16 protein-coding genes are annotated in these 24,529 nt (G+C 73.5%); 12 read left to right on the forward strand and 4 right to left on the reverse strand.

Annotation, left to right across the window (positions count from 1 at the left end; genetic code table 11):
* Positions 1-10 precede the first annotated feature (10 nt).
* Together J8403_RS37515 and J8403_RS37520 are read left to right on the forward strand one after the other, a co-directional pair.
* The gene (locus tag J8403_RS37515) at positions 11-256 is read left to right on the forward strand and encodes a DUF397 domain-containing protein (protein ID WP_086708648.1); all 246 of its coding nucleotides are present in this window, start codon (positions 11-13) and stop codon (positions 254-256) included.
* 394 nt (positions 257-650) lie between these two features.
* Positions 651-2,483, forward strand: a complete 1,833-nt coding sequence (locus tag J8403_RS37520; RefSeq protein ID WP_211127069.1) for an AMP-dependent synthetase/ligase — start codon at positions 651-653, stop codon at positions 2,481-2,483.
* A gap of 6 nt (positions 2,484-2,489) precedes the next feature.
* Here the strand turns inward: J8403_RS37520 and J8403_RS37525 are convergent, their stop codons facing one another.
* Positions 2,490-3,641 carry an isoafricanol synthase gene (locus J8403_RS37525; RefSeq protein WP_211127070.1) on the reverse strand — a complete coding sequence of 384 codons (1,152 nt, stop codon included), beginning with the start codon at positions 3,639-3,641 and terminating at the stop codon, positions 2,490-2,492.
* A 248-nt stretch (positions 3,642-3,889) separates the two neighbouring features.
* Between J8403_RS37525 and J8403_RS37530 the strand changes: the two genes are divergently transcribed.
* From J8403_RS37530 to J8403_RS37535, 3 genes are all read left to right on the forward strand, one after another.
* The gene (locus J8403_RS37530) at positions 3,890-5,983 is read left to right on the forward strand and encodes an ATP-binding protein (protein ID WP_343245335.1); all 2,094 of its coding nucleotides are present in this window, start codon (positions 3,890-3,892) and stop codon (positions 5,981-5,983) included.
* On the forward strand, positions 5,908-6,816 hold the full coding sequence (locus J8403_RS44645) for a helix-turn-helix transcriptional regulator (RefSeq protein ID WP_343245336.1): 909 nt from the start codon (positions 5,908-5,910) through the stop codon (positions 6,814-6,816). The genes J8403_RS37530 and J8403_RS44645 overlap by 76 nt, the downstream gene beginning before the upstream one ends.
* A gap of 61 nt (positions 6,817-6,877) precedes the next feature.
* Positions 6,878-7,378 carry a hypothetical protein gene (locus tag J8403_RS37535; protein ID WP_020873536.1) on the forward strand — a complete coding sequence of 167 codons (501 nt, stop codon included), beginning with the start codon at positions 6,878-6,880 and terminating at the stop codon, positions 7,376-7,378.
* 140 nt (positions 7,379-7,518) lie between these two features.
* Here the strand turns inward: J8403_RS37535 and J8403_RS37540 are convergent, their stop codons facing one another.
* Both J8403_RS37540 and J8403_RS37545 read right to left on the reverse strand, forming a co-directional pair.
* On the reverse strand, positions 7,519-9,543 hold the full coding sequence (locus J8403_RS37540) for an N-acetylmuramoyl-L-alanine amidase (protein WP_246586177.1): 2,025 nt from the start codon (positions 9,541-9,543) through the stop codon (positions 7,519-7,521).
* A 160-nt stretch (positions 9,544-9,703) separates the two neighbouring features.
* Positions 9,704-10,807, reverse strand: coding sequence for an aminoglycoside phosphotransferase family protein (locus J8403_RS37545; protein WP_211127071.1), 1,104 nt, complete (start codon positions 10,805-10,807; stop codon positions 9,704-9,706).
* 246 nt (positions 10,808-11,053) lie between these two features.
* Here J8403_RS37545 and J8403_RS37550 point away from each other — a divergent pair, with 246 nt between their 5' ends.
* Positions 11,054-12,562 carry a DNA-binding protein NsdB gene (locus J8403_RS37550; protein WP_211127072.1) on the forward strand — a complete coding sequence of 503 codons (1,509 nt, stop codon included), beginning with the start codon at positions 11,054-11,056 and terminating at the stop codon, positions 12,560-12,562.
* Positions 12,563-12,727: 165 nt separating this feature from the next.
* Here J8403_RS37550 and J8403_RS37555 read toward each other — a convergent pair whose 3' ends face one another.
* Positions 12,728-14,278, reverse strand: coding sequence for a PP2C family protein-serine/threonine phosphatase (locus J8403_RS37555; protein ID WP_211127073.1), 1,551 nt, complete (start codon positions 14,276-14,278; stop codon positions 12,728-12,730).
* A gap of 314 nt (positions 14,279-14,592) precedes the next feature.
* On the opposite strand from J8403_RS37555, the gene J8403_RS37560 reads away from it, so the two are divergent.
* The 6 genes from J8403_RS37560 (at position 14,593) to J8403_RS37585 (ending at position 24,423) form a co-directional block, all read left to right on the forward strand.
* A complete protein-coding gene (locus J8403_RS37560; protein ID WP_211127074.1) occupies positions 14,593-16,017 on the forward strand; it encodes a HEAT repeat domain-containing protein in 1,425 nt (474 codons plus the stop codon).
* A 313-nt stretch (positions 16,018-16,330) separates the two neighbouring features.
* A complete protein-coding gene (locus J8403_RS37565) occupies positions 16,331-17,497 on the forward strand; it encodes a glycosyltransferase family 4 protein (protein ID WP_211127075.1) in 1,167 nt (388 codons plus the stop codon).
* Positions 17,498-17,801: 304 nt separating this feature from the next.
* Complete coding sequence (locus J8403_RS37570; RefSeq protein ID WP_211127076.1) at positions 17,802-19,031, forward strand: glycosyltransferase; 1,230 nt, start codon at positions 17,802-17,804, stop codon at positions 19,029-19,031.
* On the forward strand, positions 19,028-20,326 hold the full coding sequence (locus J8403_RS37575) for an SGNH/GDSL hydrolase family protein (RefSeq protein WP_211127077.1): 1,299 nt from the start codon (positions 19,028-19,030) through the stop codon (positions 20,324-20,326). Before J8403_RS37570 ends, J8403_RS37575 begins: the two co-directional genes overlap by 4 nt.
* Positions 20,323-23,943: a hydantoinase B/oxoprolinase family protein gene (locus tag J8403_RS37580; RefSeq protein WP_211127078.1), complete on the forward strand. Its 3,621-nt coding sequence runs from the start codon at positions 20,323-20,325 to the stop codon at positions 23,941-23,943. The genes J8403_RS37575 and J8403_RS37580 overlap by 4 nt, the downstream gene beginning before the upstream one ends.
* Positions 23,944-24,156: 213 nt before the next feature.
* On the forward strand, positions 24,157-24,423 hold the full coding sequence (locus tag J8403_RS37585) for a WhiB family transcriptional regulator (protein ID WP_059145458.1): 267 nt from the start codon (positions 24,157-24,159) through the stop codon (positions 24,421-24,423).
* Positions 24,424-24,529: the final 106 nt, after the last annotated feature.

Raw genomic sequence — 24,529 nt, forward strand, 5'->3', positions numbered from 1 at the left:
ATGAGCTGACGTGGCCGACACCACCACCACCGCACAGCCACTGACAGGAAGCGCAGAGAAGCCCGATCTCGACCTCTCGGGCGCCCAGTGGCAGTCGAGTAGCCAGGGTGTGGGCGATGTGGAGATCGCCTTCGTCGAGGGGTTCATCGCGATGCGCCACGGCCGTCGTCCCGAGGGCCCGGCACTGATCTTCACCCCGGCCGAGTGGCGCGCCTTCGTCCTGGGCGCGCGTGAGGGCGAGTTCGACCTCACCTGAACCGGTACCGCCGATCGGGGGCGGGCGGGTCCGACCGGACCCGCCCGCCCCTGGCATGTCGCCCCTCGGAGGAGCACACCGCGGCGCCCGGCCCCGCGGCGGTGAGTGCGTTATCGGCCAGAATCAGCACGCGGAATGCCCTGAGGGATCCCTGCCTCGCCGGGCACGACCGAGAGGCCCGTTTTTCCGTACGTTCACCAGAGGTTCACGAGTTGGTCATGTACCGTGGTGAAACGTGAGGATGACTCACGGTAACAGCGGCAGGTCGCGGCAGGTCTCCGCGGGCGGGAACAGAATCGTCCATCGCTCTATGCAGCCCCGGCCCCGGAGGGTAGTTTTCCCTCCCACTTCCCCGTTGTGCGGGGCGGCAAGTCGGCCGAAAACAGGGGGTGTCGTGCGCGAATTCAGTCTCCCTCACATGGTGGAACCTCTGGGCGCGGGCGGGCTCGCGGACTCGGTCTACGAACGCGCGGCCCGCGAACCGGACCGGGCCCAGCTCGCCCGGCGCGACGCCACCGACCACGGCCGGTGGACTCCGGTGACCGCCGGGACCTTCCGGGACGAGGTGCTGGCGCTGGCGAAGGGCCTGCTGGCCGAGGGCGTGCGGTTCGGGGACCGGGTGGCCCTGATGGCGCGGACGCGGTACGAGTGGACGCTGTTCAGCTATGCCCTGTGGTCGGTCGGGGCCCAGGTGGTGACCGTCTACCCCACCTCCTCGGCGGAGCAGGTGCGCTGCATCCTGGCCCAGACGCGGGCCGTGGCCGTGGTGGTCGAGGGCGAGGACCACGCCATGACGGTCGGCGCCGTCTGCGACGACCTGCCCTGGCTGCGCTCCATCTGGCAGATGGACCAGGGGTGCGTGGCGGAGCTGTGGCGGCGGGGCGCCGACGTCCACGAGGAACTGGTCACCGAGCGCCGCTGGCTCGTGGAACCCCGCTGCACCGCGGTCATCTGCTACACCTCGGGCACCACCGGACAGCCCCTGGGGTGCATGATCACCCATGCCAATCTCGCCGCCGAATGCGACACCCTGTCCGCCGGCTGGAGCGGGCTGTTCGCCGAGCCCGGGGTGCAGCCCGCCATCCTCGCCTTCCTCCCGCTGGCGCACATTTACGGGCTGATGGTCCAAGTGCTCTGTGTGCGCGGCGGCATCCTCATGGGGCACGAACCCGAGCTCACCCCGTCCGCCCTGCTGCCGTCCTTCCAGAGCTTCCGCCCGACCTGTGTCTTCGCGGTGCCCTACATCTTCGAGAAGATCATCGCGGCCGCGCGGACCGCCGCCCAGGACGCGGGCAGGGGAGTGGTCTTCCAGCGGGCCATGGCCACGGCGATGCGCTACGCCGCGGCCGTCGAGCGGCAGGCACAGGGCGGCGGAAAGGGCCCGGGCCCGGGGCGCAGGGCCCTGCACGCCGTCTTCGACCGGATGGTCTACCGGCGTCTGAGAGCCGTCCTGGGCGGCCGGGTGCGCTACGCGGTCACCGGTGGCTCACCGTTCAGCCGGGAGCTGGGGCTGACGTTCGCCGGCGCCGGGATCACCGTCTACAACGGCTACGGCCTCACCGAGACCACGGCGGCGATCACCGCCCAGCCGCCCGGCCGTCCCCGGCACGGCACGGTGGGCCGCCCGATGCCGGGCACGACGGTGCGCATCGCGCCGGACGGCGAGGTGTGGGTGCGCGGCGGCACCGTCTTCGAGGGCTATCTGGACGATCCCAAGGCCACCGGGGCCGCGCTGCGCGACGGCTGGCTGCACACCGGAGACGTCGGATTCCTCGACGGCGAGGGCTATCTCACCATCACCGGCCGCAAGAAGGACATCATCATCACCAGCGGCGGCAAGAGCGTCTCCCCGCTGCCGCTGGAAGAGCGGCTGCGGGCGCATCCGCTGATCTCGCAGTGCGTCCTGGTCGGCGACAACCGCCCGTTCGTGGGGGCGCTGATCACCCTGGACGCCGAGATGCTGGCGCGGTGGCACCAGGTGGTCGGCGCGCGGCTTCCCGTCGGCCGGGAGCACGCGTCGGCGAACAAGGCGCTGCACGCGGAGATCCAGCAGGCGGTCTCCACGGCGAACCTCTCGGTGTCCAGGGCGGAGTCGATCAGGGCCTTCCGTATTCTCCCGAAGGAATTCACCGTGGAGGACGGGTTGTTGACGCCCTCGCTCAAACTGCGGCGCGACGCGGTCTACAAGGTCTGTGCCGCGCAGATCGAGCAGCTCTACGCGGGCTGAACCCGGCTAACGGGAGCCCGAACCGCTGTCCAGCGGTGGCAGCGGCGCGCCCCGCCCCGCGCGGATCAGCTCCTCCGCGCCGGTCAACTGGGCCCAGGGCCGCTGCCGTCCCCCGCTGACCGCCTCGGTGCCCCGCTCGTCGTAGCGTGCCGTACGCAGCGACCAGCCCAGATTGCCCGTCATCACATGCCGCATGCCGTCCACATAGCGCCCCACGGCCCGGTGGGTTCCCGGGTCCGCCCCCGCCTCGGTGAGCAGCGCCGGCAGCCTGGCCGCGGTCTCCTCGAACCATCGATAGCGTGCGTTGGCGAGGTCGGCGATATGGCCTACCGCGTCCTCCAGTTCACCACCCGCGCGCTCCCACTGGACGATGACACTGTTGTGGACGTCCCCTACGGCCAGTTCCTTGTCCAGGGAAGCGATGTCATTGGTGAAGACCACCACATCGTCCGTAGCCTCCCGCATCCGCGCCATCGGGAAGCCGCCGTGCAGCGCGGGCGGCAGGGTGTAGCCGCCGAACGGCTCGTTCAGGTCGAGACAGGGCTGTACGCCTATCGAGTGACGCCGCAGCGCCAGCACGGCCTCCACCGAGCGCGGTGCGTCCCCGCCGCCGGGCAGCGCGCCGGTCCGCTCCAGGGCCTCGTGGTGGTAGGAGTGCAGGTACTCCAGCCAGTGGTGGCGGAAGCGGTCCCGCCACACCCGCGGCCGCCCGGAGTTGATCCGGCGCCACAGGTCGCGGAAGCTCTCCAGGAGCGGCCCCTCGCCGCCCTGTGCCCTGCCGTGCGCCATGTCCTCCTCGGTGATCCGTATGACGTCCGCCACCAGCCGTGCCACGGCCTCCGGACGGGAGCCCAGTTCGCCGTCGAACTGATCGTCGAAGACGAAGTACCAGCCCACGAGGTCACTGCCCAGATTCAGATCGGCGCCGGTCGCCCTGGGGTAGAACAGGCCCGCCAGCACGTCGAAGCGGAGCGCGTCGTACTCCGCGACGGACGCGCGGTCCTCGAAGACGCCGAACCGCGAGAGCCATTGGATGGTGTGCTGCCTGGCCGCCTCGGTGCCGGGACTGAGGTCGGCGGAGGCCGGAAAGTCGAACAGGGCCGCCCGGCGCAGCAGAGTCGTCTGCCGGGCCTGTGGTCGCGAAGCGTGCGCGTGCATGATCGTGTCCGCCCCCTTCGTCGGTCGGGCGGCCGCGGCCGCGCATACCACAGGCGTGCGCGGCATCTGGCCAACCCGGTGAATCCGGTCATCCTCGCGTGCGGAACGTGGCATCGATAGAGGAGGCAGTGAATTGGCGTGTGCCACTGGCAATGCCCGGCGGAAAAACCCCCATTGGGGGCTACGGAGCGTGCCATCCGCGCTACGCTCGGCGTCACCTGCCGGAGGGGATGAACGTGGCGGAGGACATGAGCCAACAGGACCTGACGCGCCGGACACTGCTGGAGCGGGATCGGGAGCTGCGCGCGGTGGACACCGCGCTGACCGAACTGTGCGGGACGGGCCCCGCCGATCGGGCCGAGACCCGCGGCGGCGGAGTGATCGCCTTCGAGGGCCCCGGCGGCGTCGGCAAGACCGCGCTGCTCGGCGAGGCGCGCCGGAGGGCCGCCGCACGCGGCTGCACCGTGCTCCGGGCCCGTGGCGGTGAGCACGAACAGGGCGCGGCCTTCCATGTGGTGCGCCAGCTCTTCCAGCCGGTGCTCGCGGCGACCGGCGAGGACGAGCACCGCAGGATCCTCGGCGGCTGGTACGACATCGTCGCGCCCGCGGTCGGCCTGGTGGTCTCGGGCCACGGCGGCGCACCCGATCCCCAGGGCGTCCGCGACGGCCTCGACTGGCTGGTGACCCGCTTCGCCGTGGAACACGCCCCGGTCGTCATGATCCTCGACGATGTCCACTGGGCCGACCCCGAATCGCTGGACTGGCTGACCCGGTTCGCCTCGCGCACCGCCGACCTGCCCCTGCTGCTCGCCGTCGGCTACCGCCCGGAGGGCCTGACCGCCGACGTCGCCGTGATACGGGCTCTTGTCGAGCGCCAGGGATCACGTCCCCATGTACTGGCGCCGCTGACCCCGAGCGGAGTCGGCAGGATCGTCCGGGAGGTCCTCGGGGACCACGCCGACGACGCGTTCTGCCGCGAGTGCTGGGCGATGACCGGCGGCAACCCCTGGGAGATCACCGAACTCACCGCCAAGATCCGCGACCGTCGGCTGAAACCGCAGTCGGAGAACCTGCCCGCGCTGCGTGAACTGGTCTCCTCGGCCAAGGACAGCGGGCTCAACGACCGGCTCACCCGCCTCGGCACCGCCGCCGTCCGCCTCGCCTGGGCCGTCGCCGTCCTCGGTATCGAGGCCACCCCGGCGCTGACCGCCAATGTCGCCGGGCTCAGCGAGAGCGAGGCCGTCGATGTGGTGGCGCGGCTCGTCGACGCCCGGATCCTGGCCCCGCCGCGCCCCGGAAACGGCACCCGGCCCCTCGAATACCTCCACCCGCTCATCGCCACCGCCGTCTACCAGGCCATCCCCGGCGCCCTGCGGGTGGCCATGCACGGCCAGGCCGCCACCGTGGTGCTCGGCGCGGGTCTGGGCTCCGCGGCCGCCGGCCGGCATCTGCTGGAGATGCACCCCGAGGGCGACACCTGGGTGGTGCACCATCTGCGGGCCGCCGCCCGGGAGTACCTGCGCGCCGGAGCCCCCGACGCCGGGCGCCGCTGTCTGGCCCGGGCGCTGCGCGAACCACCCGCCCTGGAGGAGCGCCCCGCCGTGCTGTACGAGCTCGGCTGCGCCGCCCAGCTCACCGAGCCCGACGTCACCGTCAACCATCTGCGGGCCGCACTCGAAGAGCCCGCGCTCGGCCCCGACCTGCGCGAGGCGATCACCTACCGGCTCGCCCAGGCATACGGCCACAGCGGCCGCATGGAGGAGGCCGCCCAGGTCGTCGCCGCCGAGATCGGCCGGGCCACCAGCGCCCGCACCCGGCTGCGGATGCAGACCGAGCAGCTCATGTGGAACATGTTCCGCGCCGATGAGAAGGAGTCGCCCGCCCGCTCCCGGCGCCTCGCCCGGCTCGCGGACCACCTCACCGGCCGCGGCATGGCCGAGCGCTATCTGCTGGGGCTGCGCGCCTGGGACGCGATGACCCGCGGCGAGCCGGTCGCCACCGCGCTGCACTACGCGGAGGAGGCCCTCGGCGACGGCCTCAGCTGGACCGATGACGACTGGGGCTTCGAGGGCCGATCCTGGTCGCCCTCGTCTTCCTCCACTGCGACCAGCCCGGGCGCGCCGAGGAACTGTTCAACAAGGGCATCGCCGAATGCGAGCGCAAGGGCTGGCGCGGCTCCCATCTGGCGTTCGGGTTCACTCTTCTCGGGTACGCCCGGCTGCGCCGCGGCGCGCTCGGGGAGGCGGAGGAACTGGCCCGGGAGGGGATGCGGATCGCCGATCTGGTGGGCTCCTCGACACCCGCGCACTGGACCGCGGTCGGCACCCTCATCGGAACGCTGATCTGCCAGGGCCGGGTCCGCGAGGCGCAGGAGTTCTCGGCCGGGCACCGCGGCGAGACCCTGCCGCAGGCCACGCTCTGCCCCGACGTACCGGCGGTCCGCGGTGAGCTGCTGCTGGCCGCCAATCTGCACCGCGAGGCCCGGCACCAGCTCACCGAGGTCGGCCGCCGCATGGACGGGCGCGGTATGCGCAACCCCGCCTGGTGCCCCTGGCAGCTCCACCTCGCCCAGACCCTCGCGCTGACCGATCCCCCGCAGGCCGCCGAGGTCGCCGACGACGCGGTGCGCCGCGCCCGTCAGTTCGGCACCCACTCCGCGATCGGCAAGGCGCTGCACACCGCGGCCACCGTGACCCAGGGGCCGGACCGGATCAAGCTGCTGGCCGAGGCCGTCAGCCATCTGATGCGGTCACCGGCCTCCTACGACCTGGCCGTGGCGCTGGTCGACCACGGCGCCGCGCTGCGCCGCATCGGCCTGCCCCAGGAGGCCGGCGACCGGCTCTACCGCGGTCTGGAGGGAGCGGTGCGCTGCGGGGCCGACGCGCTCGCGGCCCGGGCCCGCGACGAGCTGTCCGCCGCCGGGCTGCGCCCCATGCAGCTGCGTGTCGATCACACCAGCCCGCTGACCTCCCAGGAGCAGGCGGTCGCCGAGCGGGCCGCCGAGGGCTGGCCGGACGCCCGGATCAGCGAGGCGACGGGGCTGGAGGAGCGTGAGGTCGCCCGGCTGCTGTCCGATGTCTACCGTAAGGTCGGCACCGACCGCGCCGGGCTGGCGAAGCGGCTGATCACCCCCACGGTCGGCCTGCCCCAGCGCCCGGCTCCCGACCCCGGATGAGGGGTGCGGCCCGCCCGCTCCCCGGCACGGTAACCGGCACGCGGCCACGTACCATGTCCGCATGTCCTTCCTCCGCCGCCGCAGCGCCGCCACGCCCACCGGGCCGGACTTCGACGTCCTCGCCATGGACCCGGGAGACTGGCCCGGCGATCTCGGGGCGGGGCTGCTGCCCGCTCCGGACGGCACCTGCCAGGGCGTCTTCCTGCGCTACGACCTGTTCGGCGGCCGCGGCCCGGCGATGATCATCGGCAATCTGCCCGAGGGGTCCCCGGCCCGGGAGGTCGCGGAGGGCCAGCCGCCGTTCGAGGTCACCCAGCTGCTGGCGGCGCTCGGGAACGACGAGCCGGTCCAGGTGGTGGACACCGAGGACAGCCCGGTCATGCATGAGGACAACCTCCTCATCGTCCGCCGGATCAAACTCTCCGAGGGCCGGATCTCCTGCGCCCAGTTCGACCGCAGCGACGGCGTGCTCGTCACCATCGCCAGCTGGGACCGGCCGATCACCGACGATCTGTACCGGCTGCTCAAGCCGCTGCCCGCGGAGATGTTCCAGCAGCGCTGAGGAGTGCCGCCGAGGGACCGTACGGCACACACGCCGAGGGCCGTGAGACGCCCGTGCGGCACACAGCCGGCACGGTCGCCCACGGCCCCCGGACGGCCCGTCCCACCACGCTCACGCGGCGGACTGACGGCCCGTCGGGCTCACTTCCCCGAGCGCCGGACCGTCACATCGGCGGCGCGGACGAACGCCACCCGGTGCCCGAACTGGATCTGGTAGTACACGTCCTGGCCGCGCACCACCTTGTGACCGGCCGGATCGAAGGTGGTCGCCCACAGATACTCGCCCCGCGTCCTCAGCCCCAGCGGATAGGACTGCCCGGCGAGCAGCTTGTACGGCAGCGGCGAGACCGCCTGCACCGGCACACCCTCCGGATACGCCCCCTTCTCCGGATAGGCGCGGCCGTACACCGGAACCTCCGCCACCCCGGCCTTGGGCGTCACCACAAGCCCCTTGGCGCTCACCGCCGTCGGCCGCCGCTTGGGGTCCTGGAACCAGGCCCGCTGGCCGAGGTACCAGATCGCCGTCCAGTCGCCCTCACGGCCCGCGACCGCGAACTGCTGCCCGGTGGTGGCGCGGGCGCCGGTGTCATTGACGCCGGTGGTCGAGTCGGAGCCGTCGGGGCGCAGCCCGATGTCCTTGACCAGCGGGGCGTCCGCACGCGGCGCGGTGTGCAGCCGCACCGCGGCCGAGCCGTGCGGGGCACACTCCTTGCCCGCCGTCTCACAGCCGGTGTAGACGGGCCGGTTGGTGTCGTAGTCGGGGCGGATGGTGACCAGCCCGCCGGAGGCGCCCGCGGTGCGCCGGAAGGGCGCGCCGAGCAGGGTGAAGTAGTGTGCCCAGTCCCAGTAGGGGCCGGGGTCGGTGTGCATGCCCGCGATGGTGGCGGTGGTGGTGCCCGGCACATTGTCATGGCCCAGGATGTGCTGGCGGTCCAGCGGAATGTCGAACCGCTTGGCGAGATAGCGCACCAGCCGCGCCGAGGAGCGGTACATCGCCTCCGTGTACCAGGCGTCCGGAGCGGTCAGGAACCCCTCGTGCTCCAGGCCGATGGACTTGGCGTTGACGTACCAGTTGCCCGCGTGCCAGGCCACGTCCTTGAGCGGCACATGCTGGGCGATATGCCCGTCGGAGGAGCGCAGGGTGTACTGCCAGGACACGTAGGTGGGGTCCTGGACCAGCTTGATGGTGGTGTCCCAGGAGCCCTCGGTGTCATGGATGACGATGTAGTCGATGGACTGCGAGGCGGGGCGGTCGCCCAGGTCGTGGTTGCCGTAGTCGTTGTCCCCGAACTCCTCGTAGGGCGCCGGGATCCACTCGCAGGACACATCCTCGGGGGCCTCTACGTGCGGATCCCGGGCACGGGACGGCAGACCGAGCGTCCGCAGCTGCCGGGTGTCCGGCGCCAGAGCGGGCGCCGCGTCGAGCGAGACCCGCTGACCGTCGGCGGTCGTCCGCGCGGCACCGCCGCGGATCACCGCGTACACCTCGTCGGCGAAGGCGGCCGCGGCCGTGGCGTCATCGGCGCCCGAGTAGGCCGCCACCGCCGCGTACCAGCCGGCGGGGTCCTCGCTCGGCGGCAGCCCCAGCCGCTTCTGCGTGGCGGCCAGCAGGGCCGCGCCACCGCGCACATTGGCGCTCTCATCGCCGCGCAGCGCCTCCGCGGAGAGCCCGGTGAGCTCCGCGGCCCGGCCGAGCGTGCGCAGCCGGGCGGGCAGCTGCCGGGGCTCGGGAACGGCGGCCTTGGGGACCCTCAGGGGCCGGGCGAGGTCGCCGCGCGCGTCCTCGGTGCCCTGGCCGTGGTGCGGGGCGCTGAGCAGGGCGGTGTGGGCGTCGGTGAGATGCATGGGCCCGTAGCCGCCGGTGACGCTGGGCGCGCCGCGGTGGCCGTCCCAGCGCGACTGGAGGTACGAGACGCCCAGGAGCACGCTGAGCGGAACGCCGTACTCGGCGGCCGCGGCCGCGAAGGCGCGCTGCAGGGCACCGCCATCGGCAGGAGGACCGTCGGCCCGCGGCTGGTCGGCATGGGCGGCGGGGGTCGCCGAGACCAGCGGGAGCAGAAGGGCGGCGGACGCCGCGGCTCCCGCGGTCCGCAGTGTGGTTCTCCGGGTGGGGCCGGACGGGTTTCTGTTCGCGTCGTGGGCGCTGTCCTGTGCGGATTCTGGCATTGCAGCCTCCTCAAGCGGGCCGGGCCGAGCCACTTAGAGATATGCGCTGCCAGGCGTGACGTCAATCGCCGTCACCCAGACGCGTGTTCGCATGTCAGCCCGACCGCGGCGCGTCACCGGTCCAGACCGGTGACGCGCCCCTGCCGCCATCCGCCTCCGCTCAGCGGGTGCCGACCGCCGCCCGCACCGCGCGCCGGGCCAGCGCGCAGTCGTCATGCAGCCGGCGCAGCAGCAGCCGCTGCTCCTCACCGGCCGGGACGGCGCCCGGCACCACGGGGGCGGGATCGTGCATGGTGCGCTGCACCGCGGTCTCGTACTGGCGGATCTCCCGCGTCAGCACCAGCATCAGATTCACCAGGAAGGAGTCCCGCGCGGCCGGGCCCGAGGCCTGCGCCAACTGGCTGATCTGGCGTCGGGTGACGGGGGCGTCGCCCAGCACCGTCCACAGCGTGGCCAGGTCATAGCCGGGCAGATACCAGCCCGCGTGGTCCCAGTCGAGGAGCACCGGGCCCGCGGGGGAGAGCAGGACATTGTTCAACAGGGCGTCGCCGTGGCAGAACTGCGCCGGGGTCTGCCGCCCGCAGGCCTGCGAGACACCGCGCAGCAGCTTCTGCAGATCGCCCATGTCCCGGTCGGTCAGCAGCCCGAGCTCGTGATAGCGGGTCAGCCGGCCGGCGTAGTCGATGGGGGCGTCGAACAGATCGGCGGGCGGCCGCCATTGGTTGACCCTGCGGATCGCGCCCAGCACCGCCCCCAGATCGGCGCGCGGCGGGGGCTCGGTGGGGTGGCGCTGCGCGGCCGCGATCCGCCCGGGCATCCGCTCGATGACCAGCGCGCAGTTGTCCGGGTCGGCGGCGATCAGCCGGGGCACCCGCACCGGCGGGCGCTGGCGGACGAACGTCCGGTACATCGCTATTTCCCGGCGGAACCGCTCGGCCCACGCGGGGGAGTGGTCCAGCAGGCACTTGGCCACCGCGGTGCTGCGACCGGTCGCCCCGATCAGGAGCACGGACCGTCCGCTGCGCCGCAGCACCTGCACCGGGTTGAACTCCGGACAGATGCGATGGACCGAGGTGATCGCGGTGCGCAGCTGCGCACCCTGTGGACCGGACAAGTCGAGTCTCCCGCGAGGCGGCACGGTGCCGAGGGCGGCGGTCCGCCGGGCCCGGCCGCCGTGGGCGGGATCGAGGTACGGCCCGGAGCCGGGCAGCTGCCGCCGGTACGGCCGGGGCGGGACGGACACGGAGGACGACGCTGCGTACATGGGCGATACAGATCCCTTCGTGTGCCGACGAGTTGCGTACGCACCCGGGCCCGAGGCGGGGCCGCACCCTGGGGAATGCGGTCGGTTCAGCTCGATCCGCCACGGGGCCGGGTAACGCACTCCTACATCACACCCCTGTACGGGTGGCACACCATCTGGCGGACCCTGGCGAACCCTGGCGAATAGTCGCACGGCTCGTGACGGGACCGTTACTGTCAAGTCAGCCGAGGAACCTGGGGGCTTGACGTGACGAGGGAACCCAACACCCGTCTTGCGGACCTGTTCGGCCTCGCCGGCTGGTCCAAAGGGGAGCTCGCGAGGCTCGTGAACCGGAAGGCGGCGGCCATGGGCCATCCGCAGCTGGCGACCGACACCTCGCGGGTGCGGCGTTGGATCGACACCGGCGAGACGCCGCGCGATCCCGTGCCCAAGGTGCTGGCCGCCCTGTTCACCGAGCGTCTCGGTCGAGTCGTGACCACTGAGGACCTCGGGTTCGGACGAGGGGGGCGCTCGGGAAAGGGGCAGCCCGCCGACGGGCTGCTCTGGCCGCCCGAGTCCACGGCCGCGGTCCTCACCGAATTCACGGGAATGGACCTTATGTTCAACCGACGCGGCTTGGTGGGTGCGGGCGCCGCGCTCGCCGCAGGATCCGCCATCACCGGTGCCATGAGCGAGTTTCTGCTCTCCGACCCCACCCTCGCCACCGACGCGCCCCGTACCGACAATCCCCTGTCCGTCGAGCCCGTGGGCTTCGACCGCTATGAGGCCGCCCCGGTCGGCTCCCAGGAGATCGACGCCCTGGAGACCTCGGTCGAGGTCTTCCGCGCCTGGGACGCGGCCCGCGGCGGCGGGCTCCAGCGCAAGGCCGTGGTCGGCCAGCTCAACGAGGTGGGCGGCATGCTCGCCTACCGCCACCCCGAGCATCTGCAGCGCAGGCTGTGGGGGGTGGCGGCCAACCTGGCGGTGCTCGCCGGCTGGATGTCCCATGACGTCGGCCTGGAGCCCACCGCCCAGAAGTACTTCGTCATCGCCGCCCACGCGGCCCGCGAGGGCGGCGACCGCCCCCGGGCGAGCGAGGCGCTCTCCCGGGCCGCCCGGCAGATGGTCCACCTGGGCCGCCCGGACGACGCCCTGGATCTGATGAAGCTGGCCAAGGCCGGTGCGGGCGAGGCGGCGCTGCCGTGCACCCGGGCCATGTTCTGCACCATCGAGGCATGGGCGCAGGCGGCCAAGGGCCACGGCCAGGCGGTGCGCCGCACCCTGGGCGAGGCGGAGGAGCTGTTCATCTCGGACCGGGACGAGGGGCCGGCGCCGAGCTGGATGCAGTTGTTCAACGAGGCGGATCTGTACGGGATGCAGGGGCTGGTCTACCGCACCCTCGCCGAGCACGAGCCGGGGGTCGCGGGCATCGCCGAGAGCCATGCCAAGAAGGCGCTGCGGATGCGGGAGGGCGGGCGCCAGCGGTCCCAGATCTTCGACCACATCTCCATCGCCTCGTCCTGTTTCATCGGCGGCGATCCCGAGCAGGCCGAGCGCTATGCCCGGATGGCCCTGCTGACGATCGAGCAGAACTCCTCGCATCGCACCTGGGACCGGCTGCGCGAGATGTACCGGCTCACCGGGCGGTACTCCACGACACCGGCCATCCGCGAGCTGCGTGAGGAGATCCAGCAGGTGATGCCGAAGGCCGGCGCGAGCAAGGGTGGCCCGGGGCTGAAAGGGTCCGGCTCCATCGCCCGGAGCGCGGCCGTCTAGCGGCCGGGCCACAGCGCACCAGGGGCCCGACGAGGGGGCAGCGCCTTACGACGAGTCAACCCCGACGAAACACGTCACCCGTACGGGAAGCCAACGCCTTACGAGCGCCGATCACCGTGCCCTACGAGGACCGATCACCGCGCCACGCCGACGCGGGAAGCCCCGTCATGCGCGGGCACCGGTGACCCTGGCGATCAGCACACAGGCGTCGTTCTCGCGCGGCTCGTCGCCGAACGCCTCGGCCACGGTCCGTACGCACTCCTGTGCGCCATGGGCGGCGGTCAGCCGTGGGGCGAGCGCGAGCAGCCGCTCGGTGGCGCCCTCGGCGTCCCCGGCGAGCCGCCCGGTGTGCAGCACCAGCAGATCGCCCGGCTCCAGCCGCTCCTCGGACTGGGTATACGTGGCGCCCGTGGTGGCGCCGAGCAGCACGCCGTCGGGAGAGCGCAGCGGGCGCCCCGTCCCGTCGCGGAAGAGCAGCGGGGCGGGGTGTCCGGCCTGCGCCCACACCAGGGTGCGGGTGCGCGGGTCGTACTGCCCGCAGGCGGCGCCGACCAGCGCGGGCTGGGAGGAGACGGCGAGCAGCTGGTTGAGCCGTCCCATCAGCGGGCCCGGCTCGATCCCGGCCACCGCCATGCCGCGCACCGCGCCCAGCAGCATGGCCATACCGCAGGTCGCGGTCACGCCATGGCCGGTGAGGCCGCCGACGCTCAGCAGGGTCCGTCCGTCCGGCAGTTCGAGCGCGTCGTACCAGTCGCCGCCGATCTGGGCGCTGGACTCGGAGGGGAGATAGTGGGCGGCGATGTCGAGGGCGGCGCCGTCGGCCGCCGGGCCGGCGCCCGGAAAGCCGTCACCGGACGGAAGCCGGAGGGAGCCCCGCCACGGCGGCAGCACGGCCTCCTGCACCTCCACCGCCAGCCGGCGCTCGGTCCGCGCGATCCGCCGCTGGTGGCTGAGGGTGTCCCGGCTTTCGCGCACCGCCCGTTCGCTGCGGCGCAGCTCGCTCACGTCCCGGAGCACGGCCCACATGGAGGCGGTGCTGCCGTCGGTGTCGAGCACCGGCTCGCCCGCCATATGGACGGTGCGCACCACCTCGTCCGCGCGCACGACGCGGAACTCGCCGTCGATCGGCTTTCCGTCCACCAGGCAGTCCGTGACCATCGCGGTCAGGATCGGCTGGTCCTCGGAGAAGACCCAGGAGGGCAGCTCGTCGAGGGTGAGCCCGCCGTCCGCCGGGTCGCGGCCGAAGATCCGGCACAGCTCGTCGGACCAGGTCACCTCGTCGGAGAGGAGGTTCCACTCGGCGCTGCCGACCCGGCTCAGCAGCGAACCGCGGCCGGTGGCGCCGCTCCCGGCCGGGGCCCCGTCCGCCGCGCCCGCGTCGGCTTCCGTCCCGGTCTCCGCCGCGTCGGCTTCCGTCCCGGTCTCCGCCGCGTCGGCTTCGGTCCCCTCCTCCGTTCCGGGGGGATCGGCGAGCAGTCCCTCGCGCAGCTCGCCCAGATGCCGGTCCAGATCGTCCAGCTGGTGGACGGCGAGCTCGCACAGCGCGCGCTGCCAGCGCACCTGCGCGTCGTCCGTACCGCCCAGATCCGCGACCGTGTCGCGGCGGACGGCGTCGAGTCCGCCACGGAGCCGCTGGGTCTGCGAGATAAGGGCGTCGACCGTGTCACGCTGGGGAGGTGGAACGGCGGGATGGTCCGCGGAGCGGGGGGACGGCATGACGTTCTCCGATACGGGCGCGGCGCGGCCGGGTCTTGAGGGGAGGGACCGGTAACGACTCTTGCACAGGCTGCGACATCCCGTAAGCGGTTTGGCAATACCCGATCCGGTGGTGCTTGCGGCATATGCCGATGGCCTTCCGGGGTCATATCGGCGGGGAATCGGCGGAGGGCGCGATTCCGGGTAGGCTGCGGCGCTCGGGAGTCCCGCAGTCCCACGCCGTTCATCAGGCATACGGCGCCAGGACATCGGCAAGAATGCCGATCGACGGAAATCCCGTTGCCAGCGAACCTCCCGCACCGGATGCTGACCTCATGTTCGATCCAGACATAGCGCCCAGCGGCACCCTGCTCGGCCTCCTTCAGCGAGGCCGCGGCGACGGGACCCTGCATGCCCTCGCCGCGCCGCGGGCCGAGGCGCTCGCGGCACTGCACCACTGTGTGCTGCGCGACCCCCGCCGTGACTGGCAGGTCGAGAACCGCTCGCTCTATTACGCCAGGCTCTGCCTGGACCTCGACGCCGAGCTCGACGAAATCGAACAGCATCTGTTCCACCCCGACGACCTGGTCAACGACGACGAGGCGCGCACCGGGCTCGCCCTCTCCGTCCTCGGCCACCTCGCCGCCTACGGCCGGGCCGACGCCCTGCGGCTGCTGCGCCGCTACACCGCGGCCGGCAGCAACTGGGAATGGGCCCTGGACGAGCTGGCCCTGCGCGACGACGACCCCGGGCTGCGCGGCCTGGCCCCCGCGGTCCTCGCCCGCTTCCCCGAGACCTCCGAGGGCGACGCCGAGCTGGCCGCCGTCGTACGCGGCGCCTACGAGCCCCGGCCCTGGCGGCTGTGGGCCGGCGATCCGCACCACGGGCCGCGGGTGCGCGCGGCGGCGGAGCAGGGCGCCTTCGACCGGTGGCAGCGCCAGCTGCGGCCCTCGGGACCGCGCCCCGGATGGAGCGTCCACGACATCCTGCTGTGGGCCCAGCGGGAGCACGATCTGAAGCCGGACGCCCGCCGCCCCGACGCGGCCGCCCGCTGCCTGGCCGCCGTCGCCGGTCCCGAGGACCGGCCCGAACTCCTCGCCGCCGCCGCGTCCGCCCCCGACGCCGCCCGCGCCGCGGCGCTGCGGCATCTCGCGGAGATCGGCGACCCCGAGGTGCTCGACCTGATCGAGGCGGCCGTGACCGAACCGGACGCCTCGGAGCTGGTCTCCCAGGCGGCCCTCTCCGCCTTCGAACGCATGCGCAGTATCTCCGCCCTCGACCGGGCCCGCGTCTGGGCCCACCGCCCCGACGCCCTCGGTGACGCGGCGGCCGCGATGCTCTCCTGCCGCGGCGGTCAGTACGACAGCCCGCTCGTGCTCGCCGCCCTCCGCCGCACGGTCCGGGCCGAGGGCCCGGACTCCCAGATCCTGTGGACGCTCGTCGACGGCGCCGGGCGCCTGACGATCTCCTGCGCCGCGCCCGTACTGCGCCATGTCTACCGCGAGACGGCCTCCTCCCATCTGCGCGGCCGCGCCGCCCGCGCGCTGGCCGCCACCGATCCGTCCTTCGCGGCGGGTTTCGCCGTCGAATGCCTCTGGGACTGCGAGGAGAGCACCCGCGAACTCGCCGCCCGCCACGCCGCCACCGCCGACACCCGCGTCGTCGAACAGCTCCGCAGGCTGGCCGCCGACCCGGCGGAGGAGGCCGAGGTCCAGACGGCGGTCCGCAGCCGCATCGGGCCCGAGACCCCGGACTTCTGACCCCGTCGGCCGCCCCGGAGCGCGATCTCGCGCGGGGCGCAACCTCGGGGGCGAAAGACGCGTCTTCCCCGGCAGGGTGAAGGGCTCGTCACCCTCCGTACCTCCGCGCCGCCCGAACAGGGTGTTCACCCGGGCGACAGTTTCACGCCGGGTGACCGTGCGCTCATCGAGGCGGGTTCGTACGGGTTTGATGTGATCTCGCCGGGGTCATGAGCGGTGCCCGGGGAGTGCGAAGGCCAACGCTCATGGGACGTTCTACGGCGCGAAACGTGCACGATGCCGGAGCCACCCTTCGTACGCCGACAACACCGGTATGCGTGTCGCCATCGTGACTGAATCCTTCCCACCCGACATCAACGGCGTCGCTCACTGCACGCTGCAGACGGCCGACCATCTCCACCGCCGTGGTCATCACCCCTTGGTCATCGCACCGGCGGGTCCCCCCGGAGGCTCACCGCCCGCCACGGCCGGCGGTCCACCCGAGAGCCAAGGGGAGCTCGACCGGTCCCATCCCTACCCCGTCATACGCATCCCCTCCCTGCCCCTGCCCGGCTATCCGCAGGTCCGGGTCGCCCTCCCCAGCCGTAAGCTCGCCGCCGCCATCACCTCCCACCACAGCGACGTCGTCCACCTCGCCAGCCCCTTCGTGCTGGGTGCGCGCGGGATGACCGCCGCGCTCCGGCTGCGGATACCGGCGGTGGCCGTTTACCAGACCGACCTCGGCTCCTACGCCCGCACCTACCTCGGCGCGGGCGAGAACGCGGCCTGGCGGCGCATCCGCGCCGTGCACACCGCCGCCGACCGCACCCTGGCTCCTTCCACCGCCTCCGCCCGCGACCTCGAGGACCACGGCGTGCCGCGGATCCGGCTGTGGCCGCGCGGCGTCGACACCGAGCGCTTCCACCCCTCGCGCCGCGACCCGGAGCTGCGCCGCTCCCTCGCCCCCGGCGGTGAGCTGATCGTCGGCTACATAGGCCGTCTCGCCCCGGAGAAGAACGTCGAGCTGCTCGCGCCGCTGAGCCGGCTGCCCGGCGTCCAGGTCGTCGTGGTCGGGGACGGGCCGAGCGAGCCCGCACTGCGGGCGGCCATGCCGAGGGCCCGCTTCCTCGGCCGCCGCACCGGCAACGACCTGGCCCGCGTCTTCGCGTCGCTGGACGTCTTCGCCCACACGGGGCCCCAGGAGACCTTCTGCCAGACCGTGCAGGAGGCCCAGGCCAGCGGCGTCCCGGTGGTCGCGCCCGCGGCGGGCGGCCCGCTCGACCTCGTCGACCACGGGCGTACGGGGCTGCTGGTGCCGCCCGGGGACGCGACCGAGGTGACCGACGCCGTATCGCTGCTCTCGGCCGACGCGAAGCTGCGCGCGGCCCTGGGTCACGCCGGCCGGGAGGCGGTCGAGGGCCGCACCTGGGAGGCGATCGGCGACCAGCTGATCGACCACTACACCGAGGTGCTGGCGGCCCGTACGGCGGTCGCGGCATGAGCGCCGCAGGCGTGGCCGCCGGGCCGCGGGTGGCCGTGATGGCCGCGGCTCTGTGCCGCGTGGGCGGAGGAGCGGGTGAAGGGCGCGCTATGAGCGCGGCACGCGTGGCCGCCGGGCCGCGGGTGGCCGTGATGGCCGCGGCTCTGTGCCGCGTGGGCGGAGGAGCGGGTGAAGGGCGCGCTATGAGCGCCGCAGGCGCGGCCGCCGGGCCGCGGGTGGCCGCGATGCCCGCGCCTTTGCGCCGCGTCGGCGGAGAAGCGAGTGAAAGGCGCACAGCATGAGCGCCGTGGGAGGAGAGAGCAGCATGAGCGAGGGCACGGGCCTGCGCATCGTCCGGCTGGCCAACTTCGTCACCCCCGCCTCCGGCGGCCTCCGCACCGCGCTGCGCGAGCTCGGGGCCGGTTATCAGGCGGCCGGGCACGAGGCCGTCCTGGTGGTGCCGGGCGAGCGGGTCTCGGACGAGCACACCCGGCAGGGGCGGGTGATCACGCTGCCCGGGCCGACCATCCCCGGCACCGGCGGCTACCGCGTCCTGACCGACCGGCGGCGGCTGACCCGGCTGCTCGACGGCCTCGCACCGGACCGGCTCGAGGTGTCGGACCGCACCACCCTCCGCTGGACGGGGGAGTGGGCGCGGCGCGCCCGCGTACCGGCCGTGATGGTCTCCCACGAGAGCGCGGACGCCGTGCTGCGCACCTGGGGTGTGCCGGAGGGGTTCGCCCAGGGCGCCGCGGACCGGCTGAACCTCCGTACCGCGCGGGCGTACTCGCGGATCGTCTGCACCACCGAATGGGCGGCGCGCGAGTTTGTACGGATCGGCGCGCGGAATGTCGTACGCGCCCCTCTGGGCGTGGATCTCGGCCACTTCCACCCCTCCCACCACGACGCCGCGCTGCGCGACCACCACCGCGGCGAGGCGGCCGTGCTCCTCGCCATGTGCTCGCGGCTCTCGCCCGAGAAGCGGCCGGGACGGGCGCTGGACGCGCTCGCCGAGCTGCGGCGGCGCGGCGTCTCCGCGGCGCTCGTGGTCGCCGGGGACGGGCCGCTGCGGGCCCGTCTGGAGGCCCGCGCCCACGCCGAGGGGCTTCCGGCCGTCTTCCTCGGTCATGTGGCGGAGCGGGCGGGGCTCGCCGCCATCCAGGCGAGCGCCGATGTCGTGCTGGCGCCGGGCCCGGCGGAGACCTTCGGGCTCGCGGCCCTGGAGGCGCTGGCCTGCGGTTCGCCCGTCGTCGTCAGCGCGCTCTCCGCGCTGCCCGACATCGTCGGCGCCGCGGGCGAGACCGCCGCGGACAACGGAACGGCCTTCGCGGACGCCGTGGAGCGCGTCCTGTCCCGCTCCGAGCCCCTCCGCCGGGCGGCGGCCCGGGCACGAGCCGAGCGCTACGGCTGGCCCGCGGCGGTCGCCTCGTTCCTGACCGCCCATGACGCGTCCACCGAGGGCGTCCGGTGCGCCGACGGCGGCCGGGTCCCGGCCGCGGCGCTCCCGGCCGCCGCGGCGGTCTCGGCGCACCGGGCAGTCGGCGGTGTGCGGTGAGCGCAACCGGCGCTCACACGGGGGACCGCGCTGGTACGGAACCGTCTCGTACGGAGAACGTTCTTACGGAGAACGTCCTTACGGAGGCCGTCGCTGCGGACACCGTCCTTACGGAGGGCGTCCTCAAGGAGGCCGGCCTTACGGAGGCCGTCCTCACGGAGGCGGAGACGGAGCCGGAGGGTGCGGGGCAGGGTTCCACCACTGCCCCGCACCCGGCGGGGCGGACGCCCGGCCAGACGCCCGGCCAGACACCGGGCCAGACGCCCGGCCCGGGCGACGGCGCCGAGCCGCGCAGGCTGCGGTTCGCCGCCCTCGGCGACTCGCTCACCGAGGGGCTGGGCGACCCGGCGCCCGGCGGCGGATGGCGTGGCTGGGCCGCACTGCTGGCGGCCGCCACCGGGCCGCATCCCGATGAGCCGGTGGAGTTCGTCAATGTGTCCCGCAGCGGGGCGCTGGCCGCCGATGTCGCCGATGAGCAACTGGCCGAAGCCCGCCGCGCCCGCCCGCATCTGGCCTCGGTCGTGGTCGGCGGGAACGACACGCTGCGCGACTCGTTCGACATCCACCGGGTCGCCGAGGCCCTCGACCGCACGATCGGCGCGCTGCGCGCCGACGGCGCCGTGGTGCTCACCGCCTGCCTGCCCGACCCCGGGCGGATGCTGGGGCTGCCGTCCGCGCTCGCGCGCCCGCTGGGGCGCCGGATGCGCGCGGTGAACACAGTGGTGCACGCGCTCTCCCAGCGGTACGAGGCGGTCCATGTGGAGCTCGGCGACCACAGCTGGGTCGCCGAGCGGCGGGCCTGGAGCGTGGACCGGCTGCACCCGAGCGAGCTCGGGCACCGGCTGCTGGCCAGGGAGTTCCACAGCGCCCTGCGCGCCCGGTCCGTCGCGACCGGCGCCCCGCCGTCCCTGGAGCTCGACGGCCCAGCGCCCTCGCGCGCCGCCTCCGCGTGGTGGATGGCGACCCGCGGCACCCGCTGGATCGCGGACCGCTGCACCGACCTCCTGCCCGGTCTGGTCGCGCTGGCCGCCCAGGAGTGGAGGCACCGCCTCCGGGGCACCGCCCATCTGCTCGAGGAGCGGGACCGGGGGGCGACCCTCGCCGCGCTCACCGCGGTGACCAGCGGTCCTGCCCCCGCCCTGCTCCCTCATCCGCCCGCCGGCCCCCTCACCGAGCGGCCCACGCCCTCGTCCGCCGCCCCGCAGCCTGTCCCCACCACGCCGCCGCTGTCTCCGCCGCCCGCCGACCCGCTCACCGCCGACACACCGCCGCCCGCTGCGACAATGGCGGGGTGACGGGTCGCTGGGAATTCTGGATCGACCGGGGCGGAACCTTCACGGACGTCGTCGGCAAGCGTCCGGACGGCCGCCTGGTCACCCGCAAGCTGCTCTCCCACCACCCCGAGCGCTATACCGACGCCGCTGTCGCCGGGATCCGGCAGACGCTGGGGCTCGGCCCCGGTGACCCGGTCCCGGCCGACCGGATCGACGTCGTCAAGATGGGCACCACGGTCGCCACCAACGCCCTGCTGGAGCGCAAGGGCGAGCCGACCGTCCTCGTCGTCACCGAAGGCTTCCGGGACGCGCTGCGCATCGCGTACCAGAACCGCCCCCGCCTCTTCGACCGCCGGATCCTGCTCCCCGAGGCGCTGTACGACCGGGTGGTGGAGATCCCCGAGCGGGTGGACGCCCACGGCGAGGTCGTCCGCCCCCTGGACCTCGACGCCGCCGCCGAGGCGCTGCGCACCGCCCACCGCGACGGCTTCCGCAGCGCAGCCGTCGTCCTGCTGCACGGCTATCGGCACGCCGCCCACGAGCGGGCCCTGGCCGAGGTGGCGCGCGACCTCGGCTTCCCGCAGGTGAGCTGCTCCCACGAGGTCAGCCCGCTGATGAAGCTGGTGTCACGCGGCGACACCACCGTGGTCGACGCCTATCTCTCGCCCATCCTGCGCCGCTATGTGGAGGACGTGGCCGCCGAACTGCGCGGTATCCGGCTGATGTTCATGCAGTCCAACGGAGGGCTGCGGGAGGCCGCGCACTTCCGGGGCAAGGACGCGGTGCTGTCCGGACCGGCGGGCGGGGTGGTGGGCATGGCGCGCTCCTCCGGCGAGGCCGGACACGACCGCGTCATCGGCTTCGACATGGGCGGCACCTCGACCGATGTCTCGCACTACGCGGGCGAGTTCGAGCGCGTCTTCGGCACCGAGGTCGCGGGGGTGCGGATGCGCGCCCCGATGATGAACATCCACACCGTGGCCGCGGGCGGCGGTTCGGTGCTCCACTTCGACGGCCGGCGCTACCGCGTGGGGCCGGACTCGGCCGGGGCCGTCCCCGGCCCCGCCTGCTACCGGCGCGGCGGCCCGCTGACCGTGACCGACGCGAATGTGATGCTCGGCCGGATCCAGCCGGACCACTTCCCGGCCGTTTTCGGCCCGCACGCCGACCAGCCGCTGGACGCGGCGACGGTCCGGGAGCGCTTCGCCGCGCTCGCCGAGGAGATCGCGGAGACGACCGGCGACCGGCGCGGACCGGAGGAGGCCGCGGCGGGCTTCCTGGACATCGCGGTGCTCAATATGGCCAACGCGGTCAAGAAGATCTCCGTACAGCGCGGGCGTGATGTCACCCGCTACGCGCTCACCAGCTTCGGCGGCGCGGGCGGCCAGCACGCCTGCGCGGTCGCCGACGCGCTCGGCATCGGCACGGTGATCGTGCCGCCGCTCGCCGGGGTGCTCTCCGCGTACGGCATCGGGGTGGCCGACGCCACCGCCATGCGCGAGCAGGCCGTCGAGGCGGAGCTGGGGGAGGAGACGCTGCCGCGGGTGCGCGAACTGTGCGGGCGGCTGGCCGGCCGGACCCGCGACGAACTGCTCGCGGACGGCGTCCCGGAGGACACCCTGGACACCGTCGCCCGGGTCCATCTGCGGTACGCGGGCACCGACTCCAGCATCCCCGTCCCGCTGGGCTCCGTCCCCGCGATGACCGAGGACTTCGTCCGGGCACACCGCGAGCGCTACGCCTTCACCATGGACAAGCCGCTGGTCGTCGAGGCGGTGTCGGTCGAGGCGGTCGGCGCGTCCGGGCCCGTCGGCGGCCATGCCGTTCAGCGGCCGCCCACAGAGGGCGAACTGGCGCCCGTGACGACCGTAAGGATGTTCGCGGAAGGGCGATGGCAGCGGACGGCGCTGTACGAGCGCGACCGTATGCGCCCGTCGGACCGGGTCACCGGGCCCGCGATCATCGCCGAGGAGGACGCCACCACCGTGGTCGACCCCGGCTGGCAGGCCACCGCGGGCGAGGGCGGCCATCTGCTGCTCACCCGGGTGCGGCCGCGGCCGAGCACCACCGCGGTCGGCACCGAGGTGGACCCCGTGATGCTGGAGGTCTTCAACAGCCTCTTCATGGCCATCGCCGAACAGATGGGCGTGCGCCTGGAGCACACCGCCCACTCCGTCAACATCAAGGAGCGGCTCGACTTCTCCTGCGCCCTCTTCGACGCCGAGGGCAATCTCATCGCCAACGCACCGCACATCCCGGTGCACTTGGGCTCCATGGGCGAGTCCATCAAGGAGGTGCTGCGGCGCAACGGGGACACGATGCGGCCCGGCGATGTGTACGCGATCAACGACCCGTACCACGGAGGCACCCATCTGCCCGATGTCACCGTGGTCAGCCCGGTCTTCGACGAGGCCGGGGACGAACTGCTCTTCCTCGTCGCCTCGCGCGGCCACCACGCCGAGATCGGCGGTATCACCCCCGGCTCCATGCCCGCCTTCAGCCGCACCATCCAGGAGGAGGGCGTCCTCTTCGACAACTGGCTGCTGGTACGGGACGGGGCGCTGCGCGAGCGGGAGACCCGTGAACTGCTGACCGGCGGGCCCTATCCGTCCCGCGCCCCGGACGCCAACCTGGCCGATCTGCGCGCCCAGATCGCCGCCAACGAGAAGGGCATCCAGGAACTGCGCCGGATGATCGGGCAGTTCGGCCTCGATGTCGTGCACGCCTATATGGGCCACGTCCAGGACAACGCCGAGGAGTCGGTGCGCCGCATCGTGACCGGCCTCGGCGACGGCTCGTACCGCTACGAGACCGACAGCGGGGCGGTCATCCACGTCACCCTTACGGTGGACCGCACGGCGCGCGGCGCCCTCCTGGACTTCACCGGCACCTCGCCCCAGCGGCCGGGCAACGACAACGCGCCCAGCTCGGTGGTGATGGCGGCCGTGCTCTATGTCTTCCGGACGCTGGTCGCCGAGGACATCCCGCTCAACAGCGGCTGCCTGAAGCCCCTCGAGGTCCGCATCCCCGAGGGCTCCATGCTGGCGCCCGTCTTCCCGGCCGCCACGGTCGCCGGGAACGTCGAGACCTCCCAGGCCGTCACGGGCGCGCTGTACGCGGCCCTGGGCGTCCAGGCCGAGGGCTCCGGCACGATGAACAACGTCACGTTCGGCAATGACCGCGTCCAGTACTACGAGACGGTCGCCAGCGGCTCCGGCGCCGGAGACGGCTTCGACGGCGCGGACGCCGTACAGACCCATATGACCAACTCCCGGCTGACCGACCCCGAGGTGCTGGAGTGGCGCTTTCCGGTGCGGGTGGAGAGCTTCGCGATCCGCCGGGACAGCGGCGGGCGCGGCCGCCGGCGCGGCGGCCACGGCGTCACCCGCCGCATCCGCTTCCTGGAGCCGATGACCGTCGCCCTCCTCACCGGCCACCGCCGGGTGCCCCCGTACGGCATGGCGGGCGGCGAGGCGGGCGCGCTGGGGGCGAACCTGATCGAGCGCGCCGACGGTTCGGTGGACCGCCTGGAGGGCCGCGACGCGGCGGACGTCGGAGCGGGGGACATCCTGGTCGTCCACACGCCGGGCGGCGGCGGTTACGGCCCGCCGGAACGGACGCCGCCGGGGACGGACTGAGGGCCTGGGAACTCGCCGAGCAAGCCCCGTAAGCCCCGTATGGGGCATGGCGCGTTCGGATCCGTTTGCCGCCGCCGCGATCGGAAACCCGACCCATATCAAAGCCCGCCAGGACGCGCCCGCATGATTCCCGGGCGGCGCCCGCTCGCGAACCATGCGTGTGAGCCCGACGGCGGGCGACTTTCAGCACCGTCGTTCACGGAAGGGGCAGCCATGGCCTGGTGGCAGAAGGCCGAATGCACGCACGAGGACCCGGAGCTGTTCTTCCCGGTGGGGGTGGCGGGCCCGGCAGCCCAGCAGCAGGAGGCGCGGGCCAAGGAGGTCTGTCACCGCTGTCCGGTGATCCAGGAATGCCTGGAGTACGCGCTGGAGACCGGGATGACCCACGGGGTCTGGGGCGGCGTCGGCGAGGAGGAGCGCCGCGCCCTGCGCCGCAAGGCGCAGCGCAGGGAGCGGGTCGGCGCTCGGCGGGCCCGCTGAGCGCTCCGCGGGAAGTGCCGCGAGGTGCGGTCGTTCATCCGCGGCTGCGGGGCAGGGCCGGTGACGGGGCGTCCGGCGGACCATGCGGCGGAGGATCCGCCCCTGG

Source organism: Streptomyces yatensis (assembly GCF_018069625.1).
Lineage (GTDB): Bacteria > Actinomycetota > Actinomycetes > Streptomycetales > Streptomycetaceae > Streptomyces > Streptomyces yatensis.

Excerpts from the sequence above, each read along its gene's own strand:
- J8403_RS37535 (WP_020873536.1), top strand. The coding sequence starts at position 6,878 with ATGTCCTTCCTCCGCCGCCGCAGCGCCGCCACGCCCACCGGGCCGGAC.
- J8403_RS37540 (WP_246586177.1), bottom strand. The coding sequence starts at position 9,543 with ATGCCAGAATCCGCACAGGACAGCGCCCACGACGCGAACAGAAACCCG.
- J8403_RS37530 (WP_343245335.1), top strand. The coding sequence starts at position 3,890 with ATGAGCCAACAGGACCTGACGCGCCGGACACTGCTGGAGCGGGATCGG.
- J8403_RS44645 (WP_343245336.1), top strand. The coding sequence starts at position 5,908 with ATGCGGATCGCCGATCTGGTGGGCTCCTCGACACCCGCGCACTGGACC.
- J8403_RS37525 (WP_211127070.1), bottom strand. The coding sequence starts at position 3,641 with ATGCACGCGCACGCTTCGCGACCACAGGCCCGGCAGACGACTCTGCTG.
- J8403_RS37560 (WP_211127074.1), top strand. The coding sequence starts at position 14,593 with ATGTTCGATCCAGACATAGCGCCCAGCGGCACCCTGCTCGGCCTCCTT.
- J8403_RS37555 (WP_211127073.1), bottom strand. The coding sequence starts at position 14,278 with ATGCCGTCCCCCCGCTCCGCGGACCATCCCGCCGTTCCACCTCCCCAG.
- J8403_RS37585 (WP_059145458.1), top strand. The coding sequence starts at position 24,157 with ATGGCCTGGTGGCAGAAGGCCGAATGCACGCACGAGGACCCGGAGCTG.
- J8403_RS37570 (WP_211127076.1), top strand. The coding sequence starts at position 17,802 with ATGAGCGAGGGCACGGGCCTGCGCATCGTCCGGCTGGCCAACTTCGTC.
- J8403_RS37565 (WP_211127075.1), top strand. The coding sequence starts at position 16,331 with ATGCGTGTCGCCATCGTGACTGAATCCTTCCCACCCGACATCAACGGC.
- J8403_RS37545 (WP_211127071.1), bottom strand. The coding sequence starts at position 10,807 with ATGTACGCAGCGTCGTCCTCCGTGTCCGTCCCGCCCCGGCCGTACCGG.